The sequence below is a fragment of the Roseateles sp. GW821-FHT09G09 genome (genome assembly GCF_059415965.1).
Genome location: NZ_JBWKOG010000011.1, coordinates 1 through 14,247 on the forward strand (window position 1 = coordinate 1; position 14,247 = coordinate 14,247).

The 14,247-nt window shown below is 66.5% G+C and carries 9 protein-coding genes; all 9 read left to right on the forward strand.

Going from position 1 to position 14,247, the window contains the following annotated elements; genetic code table 11:
- Window positions 1–137: 137 nt before the first annotated feature.
- The 9 genes from AC07O8_RS24300 (at window position 138) to AC07O8_RS24340 (ending at window position 14,240) form a co-directional block, all read left to right on the forward strand.
- The gene (locus AC07O8_RS24300; protein WP_495050498.1) at window positions 138–7,208 is read left to right on the forward strand and encodes a LysM peptidoglycan-binding domain-containing protein; all 7,071 of its coding nucleotides are present in this window, start codon (window positions 138–140) and stop codon (window positions 7,206–7,208) included.
- A gap of 1 nt (window position 7,209) precedes the next feature.
- Window positions 7,210–7,497: a hypothetical protein gene (locus AC07O8_RS24305; protein WP_495050499.1), complete on the forward strand. Its 288-nt coding sequence runs from the start codon at window positions 7,210–7,212 to the stop codon at window positions 7,495–7,497.
- A 55-nt stretch (window positions 7,498–7,552) separates the two neighbouring features.
- Entirely contained in the window at window positions 7,553–7,813 is a 261-nt protein-coding gene (locus AC07O8_RS24310; RefSeq protein WP_495050500.1) for a hypothetical protein, read from the forward strand.
- Window positions 7,814–8,288: 475 nt separating this feature from the next.
- On the forward strand, window positions 8,289–8,555 hold the full coding sequence (locus tag AC07O8_RS24315; protein WP_495050501.1) for a flagellar biosynthetic protein FliQ: 267 nt from the start codon (window positions 8,289–8,291) through the stop codon (window positions 8,553–8,555).
- 9 nt (window positions 8,556–8,564) lie between these two features.
- A complete protein-coding gene (locus tag AC07O8_RS24320) occupies window positions 8,565–9,347 on the forward strand; it encodes a flagellar biosynthetic protein FliR (protein WP_495050502.1) in 783 nt (260 codons plus the stop codon).
- A complete protein-coding gene (locus AC07O8_RS24325) occupies window positions 9,347–10,450 on the forward strand; it encodes an EscU/YscU/HrcU family type III secretion system export apparatus switch protein (protein ID WP_495050503.1) in 1,104 nt (367 codons plus the stop codon). The genes AC07O8_RS24320 and AC07O8_RS24325 overlap by 1 nt, the downstream gene beginning before the upstream one ends.
- Window positions 10,447–12,582 (forward strand): flagellar biosynthesis protein FlhA, encoded by a 2,136-nt coding sequence (locus tag AC07O8_RS24330; protein ID WP_495050504.1) that lies wholly within the window; start codon window positions 10,447–10,449, stop codon window positions 12,580–12,582. Before AC07O8_RS24325 ends, AC07O8_RS24330 begins: the two co-directional genes overlap by 4 nt.
- A 124-nt stretch (window positions 12,583–12,706) precedes the next feature.
- Complete coding sequence (locus tag AC07O8_RS24335) at window positions 12,707–13,444, forward strand: flagellar hook-basal body protein (RefSeq protein ID WP_495050505.1); 738 nt, start codon at window positions 12,707–12,709, stop codon at window positions 13,442–13,444.
- Window positions 13,445–13,466: 22 nt separating this feature from the next.
- Window positions 13,467–14,240 (forward strand): flagellar hook-basal body protein, encoded by a 774-nt coding sequence (locus tag AC07O8_RS24340; RefSeq protein WP_331615837.1) that lies wholly within the window; start codon window positions 13,467–13,469, stop codon window positions 14,238–14,240.
- The last annotated feature ends 7 nt before the right edge of the window (window positions 14,241–14,247 follow it).

Below are 14,247 nucleotides of genomic sequence, written 5' to 3' on the forward strand. Positions count from 1 at the left end.
TCTCGGAGGACTTCGATCAACCGGGCGTCGCGGATCGCTGGTGGGCCGAGCCGGGCTGGTCGCTGGCGACGACGGAGTCGGTCGGTGCGGGGAGCCAGGCGGCGCTTGCGAAGCTGCTGCCGACGCTGCTGGATCCAGTGCGGGATCGAACGACTCGCTACGTCTATGATGCAGCCGGCCGCCCCGTCTACACCCTCGATGCCATCGGCGGTGTGACCCGCCAGCGTTTCGACGCCGAGGGCGGACTCATCGAGGCGATCCGCTACGGCCGCCGTTACAGCGGCGCAGCGGACCTCGCGACGCTCGACGCGTTCTACGCGGGCGCGTCCAACCAGACGAGCCTCGATCGCAGCACGCGCTACGTGCTGGACGATCTCGGTCGAACTCGTTTCACCATCGATGCGCTGGGTGGCGTTGTCGAGACGATCTACGGCACGTTCGGCGAGGTCGCCCGGACCATCGCCTACGACACGGCCATCAACCCGGCGGCGATCACCGATGGCACGTCGCCGTCTTCGGTCCAGGCGCTGCTGCCCGTCAGTCTCGCCAATGCGCGCGAGACCATCTTCACTTACGACGCCGAGAGGCGTCTGCGTTTCACCGCGACCTCGCAACGCAGCGACAGCGGAGCCAAGTACTTCAGCGTGAGCGAGCGTCGGTATGACGAGTTCGGTCTCGTCGTAGCCACGACTGACTACGCCACGACGCTGGCGTTGCAAGACCTTCCCTCGGTTGCCTCCAGCGATCAGATCGCCGCACGCCTGGTGCGGACCAGCCAGGACCGCACGCGCAGCCTGAGCTACGACGCGGCCGGTCGAGTGAAGTCCAGCACCGACGGCGAAGGTTTCATCGAGTCCTATGAGTACGACGCGTTCGGCAACAAGACGCGCTACATCAATCAGGCGGGTTCGGTCTTCGACTACGCCTACGACGCGGCCGGGCGCCTCACCCTCGAGACCTCGCCGCAAGTGGTTCTGGGCAACGTCAGCGACATGCAGCAACGCCCGAACAGCCAGGAGAGCGTGAAGACGAGCATGAGCTACAACGCGTTCGGACAGCTGGCTTCGCGGACTGAAGCCGTCGGACGTCCGGAGCAGCGCACGACGCGCTACGAGTATGACGCGCTGGGGCGCCAGACGGTCGTCCGATACGAGGCCGTGGGAACCTATGAAGCTGGCGCCGACAACGCGAGTGTCAATGGCGCCAACGGGACGATCTCGCGCACGGAGGTGCTTCTCGAGACCTACTCGCAGACGGTTTACGACGTCTTTGGCCAAGCCGTCATCAACCGCGATGTCGGCGGTGCCCTCAGCTACAAGACCTACGACAAGCTGGGACGGCTGATCAACGAGGTCGATGGCAACCACGGCGTGACCACGCACTACTACTCCGCGGTGGTTGGCGAGTACAGCGGATTCACGCGCCTGAGCGAGACCGCGGCGTTCTCCGACAGCCTCGGCCTCAGTGCGGCGGCCATCGACGCTGCAGTCGCCGCGATCACCAACGCGGGAACGCCGCGCAGTTCGTCGAGCTACTTCGACAGGCTGGGGCGCATCGTGGCGAGCTATGACAAGGTCAGCCGCTCGGATCTCACAGGGGCTGCCTTCAGCTACGACTCGACGCTCAATGCCTGGGGAAACTGGGTCGGACTTGTCGAATACGGCTACAACGCCTTTGGCGAAGTTGTCCAGCGCGCCGAACTGCTGGATCGGTCCAGCTATCGCTACGCCCGCACGCGTTATGTCTACGACCAGCAGGGGCAGGTCGTCCGCGAAGTCAACGCCGAGGGCTACGTGACTCAGCACGAGCGCAACGCGTTCGGCGATGAGGTGAAGGTCACGCACTATGCGCGGGCCATCGACCCGGCCGGCGACGTCAACGCGCAGCCGGTGTCAAGCCGCGCCGTCGATGGCGGTGATCCTGCCGGCGGCTATGACCGTGTGACGGCGACCACGTTCGATCGTCGCGGGGTCCGGACGAGCGAGACACAGCAAGGCACGCAGATCGGAATCCGGTGGGGCGACCGCTCGCTGGCGCTTCAAGTCGTGGACGTGGTGACGACGTTCACCAACGATGCGCTTGGACGTCAGACGCGCAGTAGCAAGGTCGTCATCGGCAACGGCGCGCAAATCGGCTACGCCGAGACGACCAGTACTTTCTTCGACGCCCTGGGACGCACCACAGGCACCATCGATGAAGCGGGCAGGGCGGTGGTCTATGGCCGCGATGCCTACGGCAATGCGCTGATCATCACGCGACTCGGCACACGGACGACCGACGGCGTCATTCCCGGAACGAGCAACATCGACCAGACGGCGCTCCAGGCCTACGACAAGCTCAGCCGATTGACCTGGGCGCGGGACGCAACCGGCGCGGAGACCTTCTATTCGCGCGATGCGCGTGGACAGGTGGTCAAGCAGTGGCAACCGTTCACCGAGTGGGCGTTGCAGGATTCGGCCCCAACGACCTGGGCGTCACTCAACGTCCATCGAAACGCAGTGCAGTTCTTCAGCTACGACAAGACCGGGCGGCAGACCCGTACGTCGACGTTGATGCAGCGGGCGTCAGGCGACGCGCTGACGTATACCGCCGAGGAGGTCGTCTACAACAATTTCGGGGAGATCACAGCGCGCTTGCGGGATGGTGCAACCACCGAGAGGAACTGGTACGACGCTGGTGGTCGCATGTGGAAGAGCACCGTGAAGGGCGTGACCACGATCTACTGGTACGACCTTCAGGGCAACGTCACCAGCAGCTTCACGAGCGACACCGTCAATCTGGCCAATCTGAGCGCGACGGACGTCGACGGCGACATGCGCCGAACCACGACTGGATACGACCGTTTGGGCCGTGCGGTAGCCCAACGAGGAACCTCGGTCGCGCACGACGAGGGACGCTCGAATACGCAGTTGGTGACGACGCAGACGCTCGATGCCTGGGGCAACGTTCTCTCGGTGACGCGCAACGATGTGCTGCGCCAGTCCTACCGCTACGACGCGAGCAACCACGCCATCGCAACCTACGTTCACAACGTCGTCAGCGTGAACGCCAACGGTGTGTCGAGCAGCGCGGCCATTCTGAGCCAGGCGTTCTTCGACGGCTCGGGGCGTCAGGTCGGCGCCATCGACGGCAACGGCAGCTACACGAGCTGGGTGTTCAACAACGCGGGGCTGATGGATGCCGAGTACCGCGGTGATCGCAGCGTCGAGACCTACCAGTACGACGGACTGGGACGACTGGTCTGGCGCAACGACGGCGTCGGGCGCGGCTACAGCTATGAGTACGACCCGGCGGATCGTGAGGTCAACCGGAAGGTCATGGTCAACGGCGGACCGACCTATCAACTGGTACGGGCCAAATACGACGAACTCGGCCGAAAGATCAGTGAGACCAGCGGCGAAGAAACTTCGATCGCCAACCAGACGACGCTGTATTGGTACGACGGCCGCGGCAATCTGACGATGAGCGCGAAGCCGCAGGGACAGCGGACGAGCTACTCGTATGACGCCGCCAACAACAAGGTCAGGGAGACCGATGCCAACGGCCAGGTGGCGACCTGGGTCTACAACGCCGCGAACCAGCTGACGAGTCACATCGATATCGGCGGCGCGAGCTACAGCTATGGCTACGATCTGACGGGTGCGCTCAAGACTCAGACCAGCACACGCGGTCAGAGTTTGAGCTACGAGTACGCCGCCAACGGGCAATTGCGACAGGTCACCGACAACTACCGCGGTTCGAGCACCCGCTACGACTACGACGCTGAAGGCAATCGCACGCGCGAGATCTTCAAGGAAGGCCGGATCACGTATCGCAACGTGACCTCGACCTACGACACGCAAGGGCGTCTGTCCTCCGCGGTGGAGCGAGGCTATTCGCTGTTCACGGACGCGTACTCGTTTAACGTCTCTTACGACGCGGTCGGCAATCGCCGCCGCGTGTCGGGGTCGGTGTCGTACCACGAGAACGACTCCCGCTACGGCGGAGTTTCGGACGACGCCCCCCGCAACTTCGACCAATGGTTCACCTACGACGGCATGAATCGCGTGGTGATCAGCGAGGGCTCGCTGGTCAACAGCGTGATCTCCGAGATCGATGCCGGGAACGTCTACGCCTACGACGGCGCTGGCCGCCGTCGGCTGGCGACGCGCAAGCAATCGAACAGTACGCCGGCAGGCTGGCAGCTGGAGTACGAATATGACTTCGCGGACCGCCTCACGAAGGAGTCGTCGCGCACCTTGACCGGTGCGTCATACGCGCCGTCGGCTGCCAGGGTGTCGTCGCAGACGGAGTACTTCTCGGATGGACGCCAGATCGAATCCGGATGGGAGATCCCGTTCGGCGGCGGTGATCCCGTCCGCCTCACGACCACGACCACGACCTTCAACGCCAATGGGCAGGCGGCCTCCTCCAAGACCTACCTGCAGGGGCTGCAAACTTCGAAGACCACGGCGACCGGCCAGTACATCCTGTCCGATCAGACGATGAGCTACGACACGGCCGGCAACCTGTCGCAGGTGCAGACCACCGGGTACGCGGTCAAGAGCGGCAGCGGCGACTACTACCAGGTCCGGCCGACCTACAAGAGCTCGTTCACGACGACCAGCTACACCTACTACCTGCAGGATGGCTACAAGGAGCGCGGACAGAGCCTGATCGGCACGACCTGGAACGAACAGCAGAAGGCGACGGCGCTGGTGCCGAGCCAGTCGTACCAGTCCTACGATGCCAACGGCAATGTGCTGCAGGTGCAGCGCGGCACCTCGGACTACCGGTGGTACGTGACGGATACGGCGGGTCACATCGTGACCAGCTACGTGAGCACTGGTCAGGCGTGGAGCGGGCAGTCCAACCAGGACGCTTCGATGAAGACCTGGAACCCGCTGAGCGGCCAATCGGGGGGAAGCGCCGGGTCGCTCGGGACCAAGCCGGCGGCGCCGGAACGCGCCTATCCGAACTACGCCTATCAGGAGACTCAGCTGTATGTGAACGATAGCCGTGTCGGGTCGATCTCGGAGACGCAGGAGGAAGCCGAGGAATACGACTGGGAGTACGGTCATACGTCCTACCACCGTGAGGGGATCTCGGTGGGGATGGACGTGTCGGGACTGGGATACGCCACCGACCCGCGCAAGGGCAGCGTGTTGACATACACCGTGCAAGCCGGCGACACGATGCGCAGCCTGGCGCAGCGCTTCTACGGGGATGACGCGCTCTGGTACCGGATCGCGGAAGCCAATGCCTTGCCGGACGGCAGCACTGCTTTGAGCCCGGGTCAGTCCATCACGATTCCGAACGTGGTGCGCTCGCTCAACTCATCGTCGAGCGGCGCGGTCTACCGGCCGGAAGCGCTGATCGGGGATACATCGGCCCCGCTGGTCCTTCCGCCACCTCCGCCAGTCGACAAGGGCTGCGGCGCGCTGGGCGTGATCGCCGTGATCATCGTGACGATCGTGGTGGCGGTCCTAACGAAGAACCCGGCACTCGTGGAAGCCGTCGGCGAACTCGGGGCTTCAGCTGTCGCCGCCGGCGCAGGAGCGCTCGCGGGACAGGTGACTGCCGTGGCGCTCGGCATGCAGAACGGCATCAGCTGGAAGCAGGTCGGACTATCTGCGATCGGTGGGGCAGTAGCTTCGCAGTTCTCGGCCGCTTCGGGCGCAATGGAAGCCGCAGCAAAAGCAGCGGCTGCGAACGCCATCACTCAAGGCATTGGCGTCGTCACCGGGCTGCAAGATGGCTTCAGCTGGAAGTCGGTGGCTATTTCTGCGGCTGCCGCCGGCCTGTCCCATAACCTGAATGACTCGCTCGCTGCTTCGTACAACGAGATGGGTATCACCACAGATGGCATCCGGGTTGCCAACGGTCTGGTCCGCGGCATGGTCTCGCAGACCGTAAGCATGGCGATGATGGGGAAGGGGAAGATTAACTACGCGCAAGTGATCGGGGATGCGTTTGGCAATGCAATTGGGGACAGCCTGGCATCGGCATCCGACCGCGACCCGACGAGTGCTAACTATCGCAATGAGATGGACCGCGAAAGCGATGCCTACCAGCCAAGCTTCAACTACAACTATCGCAACGGGTCGGATCTCGAGGACGACATCGTTTCAGCGCGCAAGGAAGCGCTGTATGGCCTTGGCGGTATGGGTGCTCGCTTGGGCGGCACAGAGAGCAGTGGATTGACCACTGCGCAGCGACGAGCAATGGAAATTGGCATGGGGCCGCTCAATGCCGCAGCCGCGCAAGAGGGGCTGGATGCATTGGATAACCCGCTTGGCCCAGCAGCCAACGGAAGGCCGATGTCACCTTCAAAGGACCAGATCGCTGCCAGCGCGGCGGTGCGAGCACGTCTTGCGCAGAAGGCCTCGGACTATTGGCATGGGACTGGCGAGTACGCACCGACGGTGAAGGACAACAAGACGTTGACCAGCTCTCTCAAGGACGCTGGGCGAGCCGTCTGGAATCTTGGCGTGGACGTGCTTGATATTGCTGACACGATCAGCCCGGTCGGCTACGCCCGTCGAGCCTGGGCACGCTCTAACGGGGACGAGCCCATATCTTTCTCCGACTTCCGTGCGAGATACGACACGCCAGCGTTTGGCACCACGCTGGAGGTACTCGCGCCGTTCGTTCCATTGAGCCGGCTAAGTACCGGGTTCAAGACGCTTGGCGGCGCGGCGTTTGCTGAAGGAAAGTTCCTGCACGACCTCAAGCCATTGAGCAACTTGGAGTTGTACGGCACCTCGATCACGCGTACGCCTGATGAGGCCGTGCAGTTGCTGCGCAGCGTGGGTCATGATGCCGAGACGTTGGCCGAGTACCGGTTTGTGAAATTGACAGAGGGCGAGTACGTACGCCGATCTAAGGAGTTGGGCTTCGAGTTTGATGCGACCTACGGCAACGTCCGACGAGATGCTCCGTCGGTCAGCTTCAATGGCAATATTGCAAGCCGCATGGCCGATGGCTCCAACAGGATTCCCGTGTATGTTCGTGAATCTGTCTTCGACAGCGACGAGGCGCTGGTTCAGATCTTGTCGCACGAAATCCACGAGACTCAGGCGCTCAAGTCCTTGGCAGCGAGACCCATCTCCGTCAAGCAGTACGAGAATCTGGTTCGCTCGGACCGCGTAGGGAATCTGCACTGGGAGGCCGTGCAAGAGGGCGACTACTGGCTCCAGCAATTGCGCCTGAAGAATGGAAAGCCGTGACATGACCACACCACAGACAGAAGTCGACGAACTGAAAGCGATCTTGCACGGCGAGAACATTGAATTCCTGCGGTCCACTCTCGTGTTCTCTGTCGCTGACTGCATGGTCAGGTACCACGATCCCGACCTGCTCAAGCAATTCCCAGCATGGGTCAGTGAAGGGGTGCACGAGATGTGCGACATGTATCGACGCGAGGGTGGTTACGGAATTGTCTCCAACCTGGGATCCGTGGATCACAGCGAGATGATGGGGCAACTCGTGGCACTAGTAGGCGCAGACAAGACTTGACCCCACCGGCCGCTGACTCGAAGCGGAGGCCGTCGCCACCCACCGGAGCCTCGCCATGCCCACGATGTTCACTCGAGGCCTGCGCCTGGAAGTGGCGCAGGACGTGCTGGGCGCGTTGATCGCGCATGGGGCCGAGGCGGCGGCGCGGGAGCGGGATGCCGCAAAACCTGACCCCGGCCGGCTGGCCGGGATCGAGGCCGAGCAGCGCAAATGGCGCGAGCTGCGCGATTCGCTGGACGCGCGCGATGCCGCGCAAATCGAGGCCGTGATCGCCGAGCACGGGCCGCTGGCGCGGCGGCTGTATGCCGGCGCGTGAGCGTCGGCCCTGCGTCCACTGCCTGCTGCAAATCCTGTCGGTGCTTGGCGGCTCGCGCGTCTTGGCGGGCGCGATCGCTATGGTGCCGGCAACGACAAAGCCAACCCGCCAGGCGGTGACGCCGACGATTGAGCATTCAGGGTCAACGGAAGAGGGCGCCTCGAACCTTCGACTTGGAAGCGCTCATCCACATGGCTTTACCCCGTCTGACAACGCTTACCAGCCCGCCTGTCGAACGGACGTCGTCAGCGCGACCCCCTGTTGTTGCTCAACCCCCCATCTGGGTGATCCCAGCCCTCTACCAGAGGAGACCCGACCCTTTCTGAGGGGAAAGCAAAGCCCTGTTACTACTTCTGTCATGTGTCTGAACTGAAAAATCTGCTTAAGATCGCGACACATTTTTCAGGCGGCTATGTACCGCCTTCGCATGACGAGGGGCCGACGACACGCGTCGGTGGTAATCGGGAGTGGTTTCATGAGCGCCGATGTTGCGCTGCAGATGATCTCGGATCTTCTGTGGACTGGCTTGTTGGTTTGTCTGCCCGTGCTCGGCCTGACGATGCTCGTCGGCCTGCTGGTCAGCGTTTTCCAGGTGGTGACCCAGATCCAGGAAATGTCCCTGGCCTTCGTCCCCAAGCTCGTCACCGCCGCCATCGCCCTCATCGTCTTCGGCCCTTGGATCCTCAAGCGGCTCGCGGGCTACATGACCCAGCTCTGGTCCGGCATCCCTTCGATGTTCTGAAGCCGGATCGTGCTCGAGCTCTCCACCCTCATCACCGGGGCGACCGGTGAGGCCGGCCTCGCCGTGCTGCTCACGCTCGCCCGCCTCAGCGGCCTGCTGCTGGTCGTGTCGCCCATCGGCGCCGCGCTCCCCGGCACCCTGCGCGCCGCGCTCTGCCTCGTGCTCGCCGTCTGCCTCGCCCGCACCCCCGTGCCCGGCGCCGAGCACCTGCTCGCCGACCCCTGGCGCCTCGCCGGCGCCGGCCTCTCGGAATTCGGCCTCGGCGCCGTCCTCTCGCTGGGCATCAACATCGGCTTCGCCGTCTTCACCACCGCCGGCCGCCTGCTCGACATCCAGATCGGCTTCGGCATGGGCCAGGTCCTCGACCCGGTCACCCGCCAGCAGATGCCTGTGCTCACCGGCATCTTCCGGCAGCTGGCCCTCGTCGCCTTCTTCTCCGGCACCGCCTTCGCCAGCTTCCTGATCGGCTTCGCCCGCGGCCTGGACCTCATCCCCGTCGGCCAGGCCTGGCTCCCGGGCGCCGCCGTCGCCGCCGCCGTCACCGCCTTCGGCGGCATGTTCTCGCTGGGCTTCGCCATGGCCGCCCCCGTCGTGGTCGTGCTCATGCTCATCGAGTTCGCGCTCGGCGTCATCGCCCGCAACCTGCCGCAGATGAACATGTTCGCGCTCGGCATCCCGCTCAAGGTCGTCGCCGGCACCGCCGCGCTCGCGCTGTGGATCGGCTCCGCCGACGCGCTCGTCGCCCGCGCCTTCCAGCTCGGCTTCGACCTGTGGTCCGGAGTGCTGCACTGATGGCCGAGCAGGACCTCGATCGCAACCAGCCCGCCACCCAGCACAAGCTGGACGAGGCGCGCAAGAAGGGCCAGGTCGCCAAGAGCGCCGACCTGGTGTCCGCGCTCGTCTTCGGCGCCGCGATGCTGTACTTCCACGCCGGCGGCTTCCAGGCGCTGACCGACCAGTTCCGCTTCGACCGCCTGCTGCTGGCCACCGCCACCCGCGCCGGCCGCGCCGACCCCGTCTACTGGCCCGCCGTCGTCGAGGCCGCCCGTCACGGCGCCGCGCTGATGCTGCCCGTGCTGCTGCTCATCATGGTCGCGGCGATGCTCGCCAACCTCGTGCAGGTGGGCGCCGTCTGGAGCACCACCCCCGTCAAGCCCGACTGGCAGCGCCTGAACCCCGTCACCGGCTTCAAGCGCATCTTCTCGCTGCGCACGCTGTTCGAGACCTTCCGCGCCCTCGTCAAGCTGGCCGTGATGTCGCTCGTCGTCTACTTCGCGCTCGCGGCCCTGGTGCCGCAGTTCCACGAGATCGCCGGCCTCTCCGGCCTGGCCTTCCTGAAGATGCTGCACGCCGACCTGGCCTCCGTCGGCTGGAAGCTCGCGCTGACGATGTTCGTGATCGCGCTGCTGGACCTCGGCTACACGCGCCGCGAGTTCGCGAAGAAGATGCGCATGAGCCATCGCGAGATGAAGGACGAGCACAAGAACCGCGAAGGCGATCCCCGCATCCGCCGCCGCATCCGCGAGCTCCAGCGCGAACTGCTGCAACGCAGCGCCTCCATCGCCCGCACCCGCGACGCCTCGGTGCTGCTCACCAACCCGACGCATTACGCCGTCGCGCTGCGCTACGAGCATGGCGTGATGACCGCCCCGGTCCTGCTGGCCAAGGGGACAGGCGTCGTCGCCAAGGTGATGCGCGCCATCGCCGCCCGCCACGGCATCCCCGTGGTCGCCATGCCCTCGCTGGCCCGCGCGCTGCACGCCGAGATGCGCCCCGATCAACCCGTCCCCGCCGCCCATTACGCCGCCGTCGCCAAGATCATGATCTGGGTCATCAACACCCGTCGGGCGCGTCAGCCCGCGGGCGCCGCTTCCTCGCAGGGCGCCCGCGCATGAGCGCCACCGCACCCGCCACTTCCGGTTCTTCCGGGGGCCTGGGCCGCCACAGCGACCTCGCGCTCGTCGCGCTGGTCGCCGGCATCCTCATCGTCCTCTTCGCGCCCATCCCGTCGGGCCTGCTGGACGTGCTCATCCTGGGCAATCTCGGCTTCGCCTTCCTGATCCTGCTGCTGACCTTCTACATGCAGCGGCCGGTCGAGTTCTCGACCTTCCCGTCGCTGCTGCTGATCGCCACGCTGTTCCGGCTGTCGCTCAACGTCGCGGCCACGCGCCTGATCCTGTCGGACGCGGACGCCGGCCGCGTCATCGCGGCCATCGGCTCCTACGTCGTGGGCGGCAACTACGTCATCGGGCTGATCGTCTTCTTCATCCTGATCGTGGTGCAGTACGTCGTCGTGACCAGCGGCGCGCAACGCGTGTCCGAGGTCGCCGCCCGCTTCACGCTGGACAGCATGCCCGGCCAGCAGATGAGCATCGACGCCGACCTCAACATGGGCTTCATCGACCAGGCCGAAGCCCAGCGCCGTCGCAAGAACCTCGAGCGCGAGGCCGGCTTCTACGGCTCGATGGACGGCGCGAGCAAGTTCGTCAAGGGCGACGCCGTCGCCGGCATCATCATCCTGCTGATCAACATCGTCGGCGGCATGATCGTCGGCGTCATGCAGATGGGCATGTCCTGGTCGCAGGCGCTGCAGACCTACACGCTGCTGACCATCGGCGACGGCATCGTGACCCAGGTCCCGGCGCTCGTCATCGCCGTGGGCACCGGCATCATCGTGACGCGCTCCGCGTCCGACACCAACCTCAGCGTCGAGGTCTTCCGCCAGATCGGCTCCCATCCGAAGGCGCTGCTGCTGGTCGCCATCACGCTGTTCCTGATGCTGCTGCTGCCCGGCATCCCCGCCGCGCCGCTGGCGGTGCTGGCGGTGCTGCTCGCCGTCGCGGCCTGGTTCTCCCGCCGCGCGAAACAACGCGCCGCGCTGCTCGACGGCGACGCCGCCTCGCCGGCCGGCGCGCAGGCCGACACGAGCGGCGCGCCCGGTGCGGCCGGCGCCGGCGCGGGCGGCAGGACGGGCGACCCTTACGCGTCGCTGGCCTTCGAGCCGGTGGAGTTGCGCGTCGGCAGCCGCTGGTCGACGCTGGCGGGCAAGGCCGGCGCGCCGTTCCAGGAACGGCTCGAGACCTTCCGCCGCCTGCACGCGCAGGAGTTCGGCCTGATCCTCCCGACCATCGCCGTGCGCGACACCTGCCGCCGCGGTCCCGAGCATTACGAGATCCACGTCGACGGCGTGATGGTCGGCCGCGGCGAGGCGCATGCCGACCGCTGGCTCGCCATCCACCCGACCGGCGACACCCGCGGCGTGCCCGGCGAGGTCACGCGCGATCCCAGCTACGGCCTGCCCGCCGTCTGGATCGCGCCGCAGCATCGTGAGACCGCGCAGGCAGCCCGCTACACGCTGGTCGACGCCGAGACCGTGCTGCTGACCCACGTCACCGAGGTGCTGCGCCGCGAGTCCTCGACGCTGCTCACGCGCGCTGAGACCGAGCGCCTGCTGCAGCGCGTGCGGCAGACCCAGCCGACGTTGGTCGAGGAACTCGTCCCCACGCTGCTTTCCGTCAGCGACATCCAGCGCGTGCTGCAGGCGTTGCTGCGCGAGAAGGTCAGCATCCGCAACCTCGAGGCCATCCTCGAGGCGTTGTCGGACGCCGCGCGCCTGGGCAAGGACACCGGCACGCTGTGCGAGCGCGTGCGCCAGCGCCTGGGCGCAGCGATCTGCCAGGGCCTGGTCGGCGACGGCACGGCGCTGCAGGTGCTGACGCTGGACCCGCTGGTGGAAGGGCAGTTGCTGGGCGCGCTGCGCGGCAGCGACGGCGCGCCGCCGGCGCTCGATCCGGCACTGACCGAGCGGCTGCTGGGGCGCTTGGCCACCGCCGCCGAACGGATGATGAAGAGCAACACGCTGCCGGTGCTGCTGTGCGCGCCGGACCTGCGCCGCCAGCTGCGCCTGATGACCGAACGCGTGCTGCCGCATCTGCGCGTGCTGTCGATGGCCGAGGTGCCCAGCACCATCGAACTGAAATCCTTCGCCGTGGTCGGCGCGCCGCCTGCGGCCACCGCGGGCGCTTGAACATGTCCGCCATGACGACGACCCCGGCCCTCACCCCCGCCCTCTCCCGCAAGCGGGAGAGGGAGTCAGCGCGGCCGACGCTGGTGGCGCTGATGACGTCCATTCCGCTTCCAGGACTGTCCCGATGAACGACCTGATGCTCACCACCCTGTCCGCGATGCAGCGCGACGCCTACCGCCTGGAGCGCGTCAGCGCCAACATGGCCAACATGCTGACGCCCGGCTACAAGCGCGAGCTGGTCGTCGAGCGGCTGGAAGCGGCCGCGGCGCCGTTCGGCCAGCAGGTGGCCGACGGCATGGCCGCGCCGGTCACGGACGAGGTCACCGTCGACGCGCGACGCGACCTCAAGCCCGGCCCGATGAGCCGCACCGGCCGCGCGCTCGACCTGGCGCTGTCGGGGCCCGGCTTCTACGAGGTCCGCACGCCGCAAGGCCCGGCCTACACGCGGCAGGCCAGCTTCCGCATCGACGATCGCGGCGAGCTGGTCGACGCCGCCGGCAACGCCCTCATGGGCACCACCGGCGCGCTGACGCTGGCGCCCGGCGAGGTCGACGTCGCCGCCGACGGCACGGTGCGCCAGGAGGATCGCGTCGTCGGCCAGCTGCGCGTGCTGGTGCCCGACGCGGGCACGCGCATGCAGGCGCTGGGCGGCGGACTCTTCGTCACCGAGGGCCGCCTCTCCGCCGCGGCCGAAGGCGCCGCCGGCGTGCGCCAGGGTTTCGTCGAAGGCTCCAACGTCGACACCGCCCAGGAGATGGTGCAGCTGATGGGCGCCGTGCGGCACTTCGAGTCGATGACCCGCGCCACGCAGATGTACGACGACATGATGGGTCTGGCGGTGCGCAAGCTCGCCGACCTGTGAACGGATTCCAGGAGACAGCCCCATGATCGAAGCCTTGCAGATCGCCGCCACCGGCATGCAGGCGCAGCAGCGCCAGGTCGAGACGATTTCCAACAACATGGCCAACATGGCCACGCCCGGATTCAAGCGGTCCAAGGTCAGCTTCGTCGACCTGGTGAGCCGCGGCGCGGAGCCCCAGGCGGGCAGCGACACCGTGGCCACCGCCGCCTCGCGCGGACTGGGCGTGTCGGTGAACGGCGTGTCGCTGGTGATGGACGCTGGCGACGTGCGCCGCAGCGACGATCCGGCCGACCTCATGATCGCCGGCGCGGGCTACCTCGAGGTCCTGCTGCCCGACGGCGGCACGGCCTTCAGCCGCGGCGGGCATCTGCGCGTTGGGACCGACGGCCAGATCACCACCGCCGAAGGCTATCCGCTCAAGTCCGCGCTCGTGCTGCCGGCCGGCGCGAAGGACTTCGTCGTCGCCAGCGACGGCACCGTGGCTGCGCGCGACGTGCAGGGCCGCGATCAGGTGGTCGGCCAGATGGCGCTGGTGCGCTTCAACGACGAGGACGGCCTGGAGGCCCTCGGCGACCGCCTGTACCGCGCCACCGCCCGCAGCGGCGAGCCGATCTCCGGCCGCGCGGCGGAGCAGGGCTTCGGCGTGTTCCGCCAGGGCTTCCAGGAAGCGTCCAACGTGAAGCTCGGCGACGAGGTCGTCGGCCTGATGCTGGCCCAGCGCGCCTACGAGGCCAATGCCAAGGTGCTGCAGGCCTCCGACGAGATGCTGGCGATGGTGAACAACCTGCGCAAGTGATGGCACG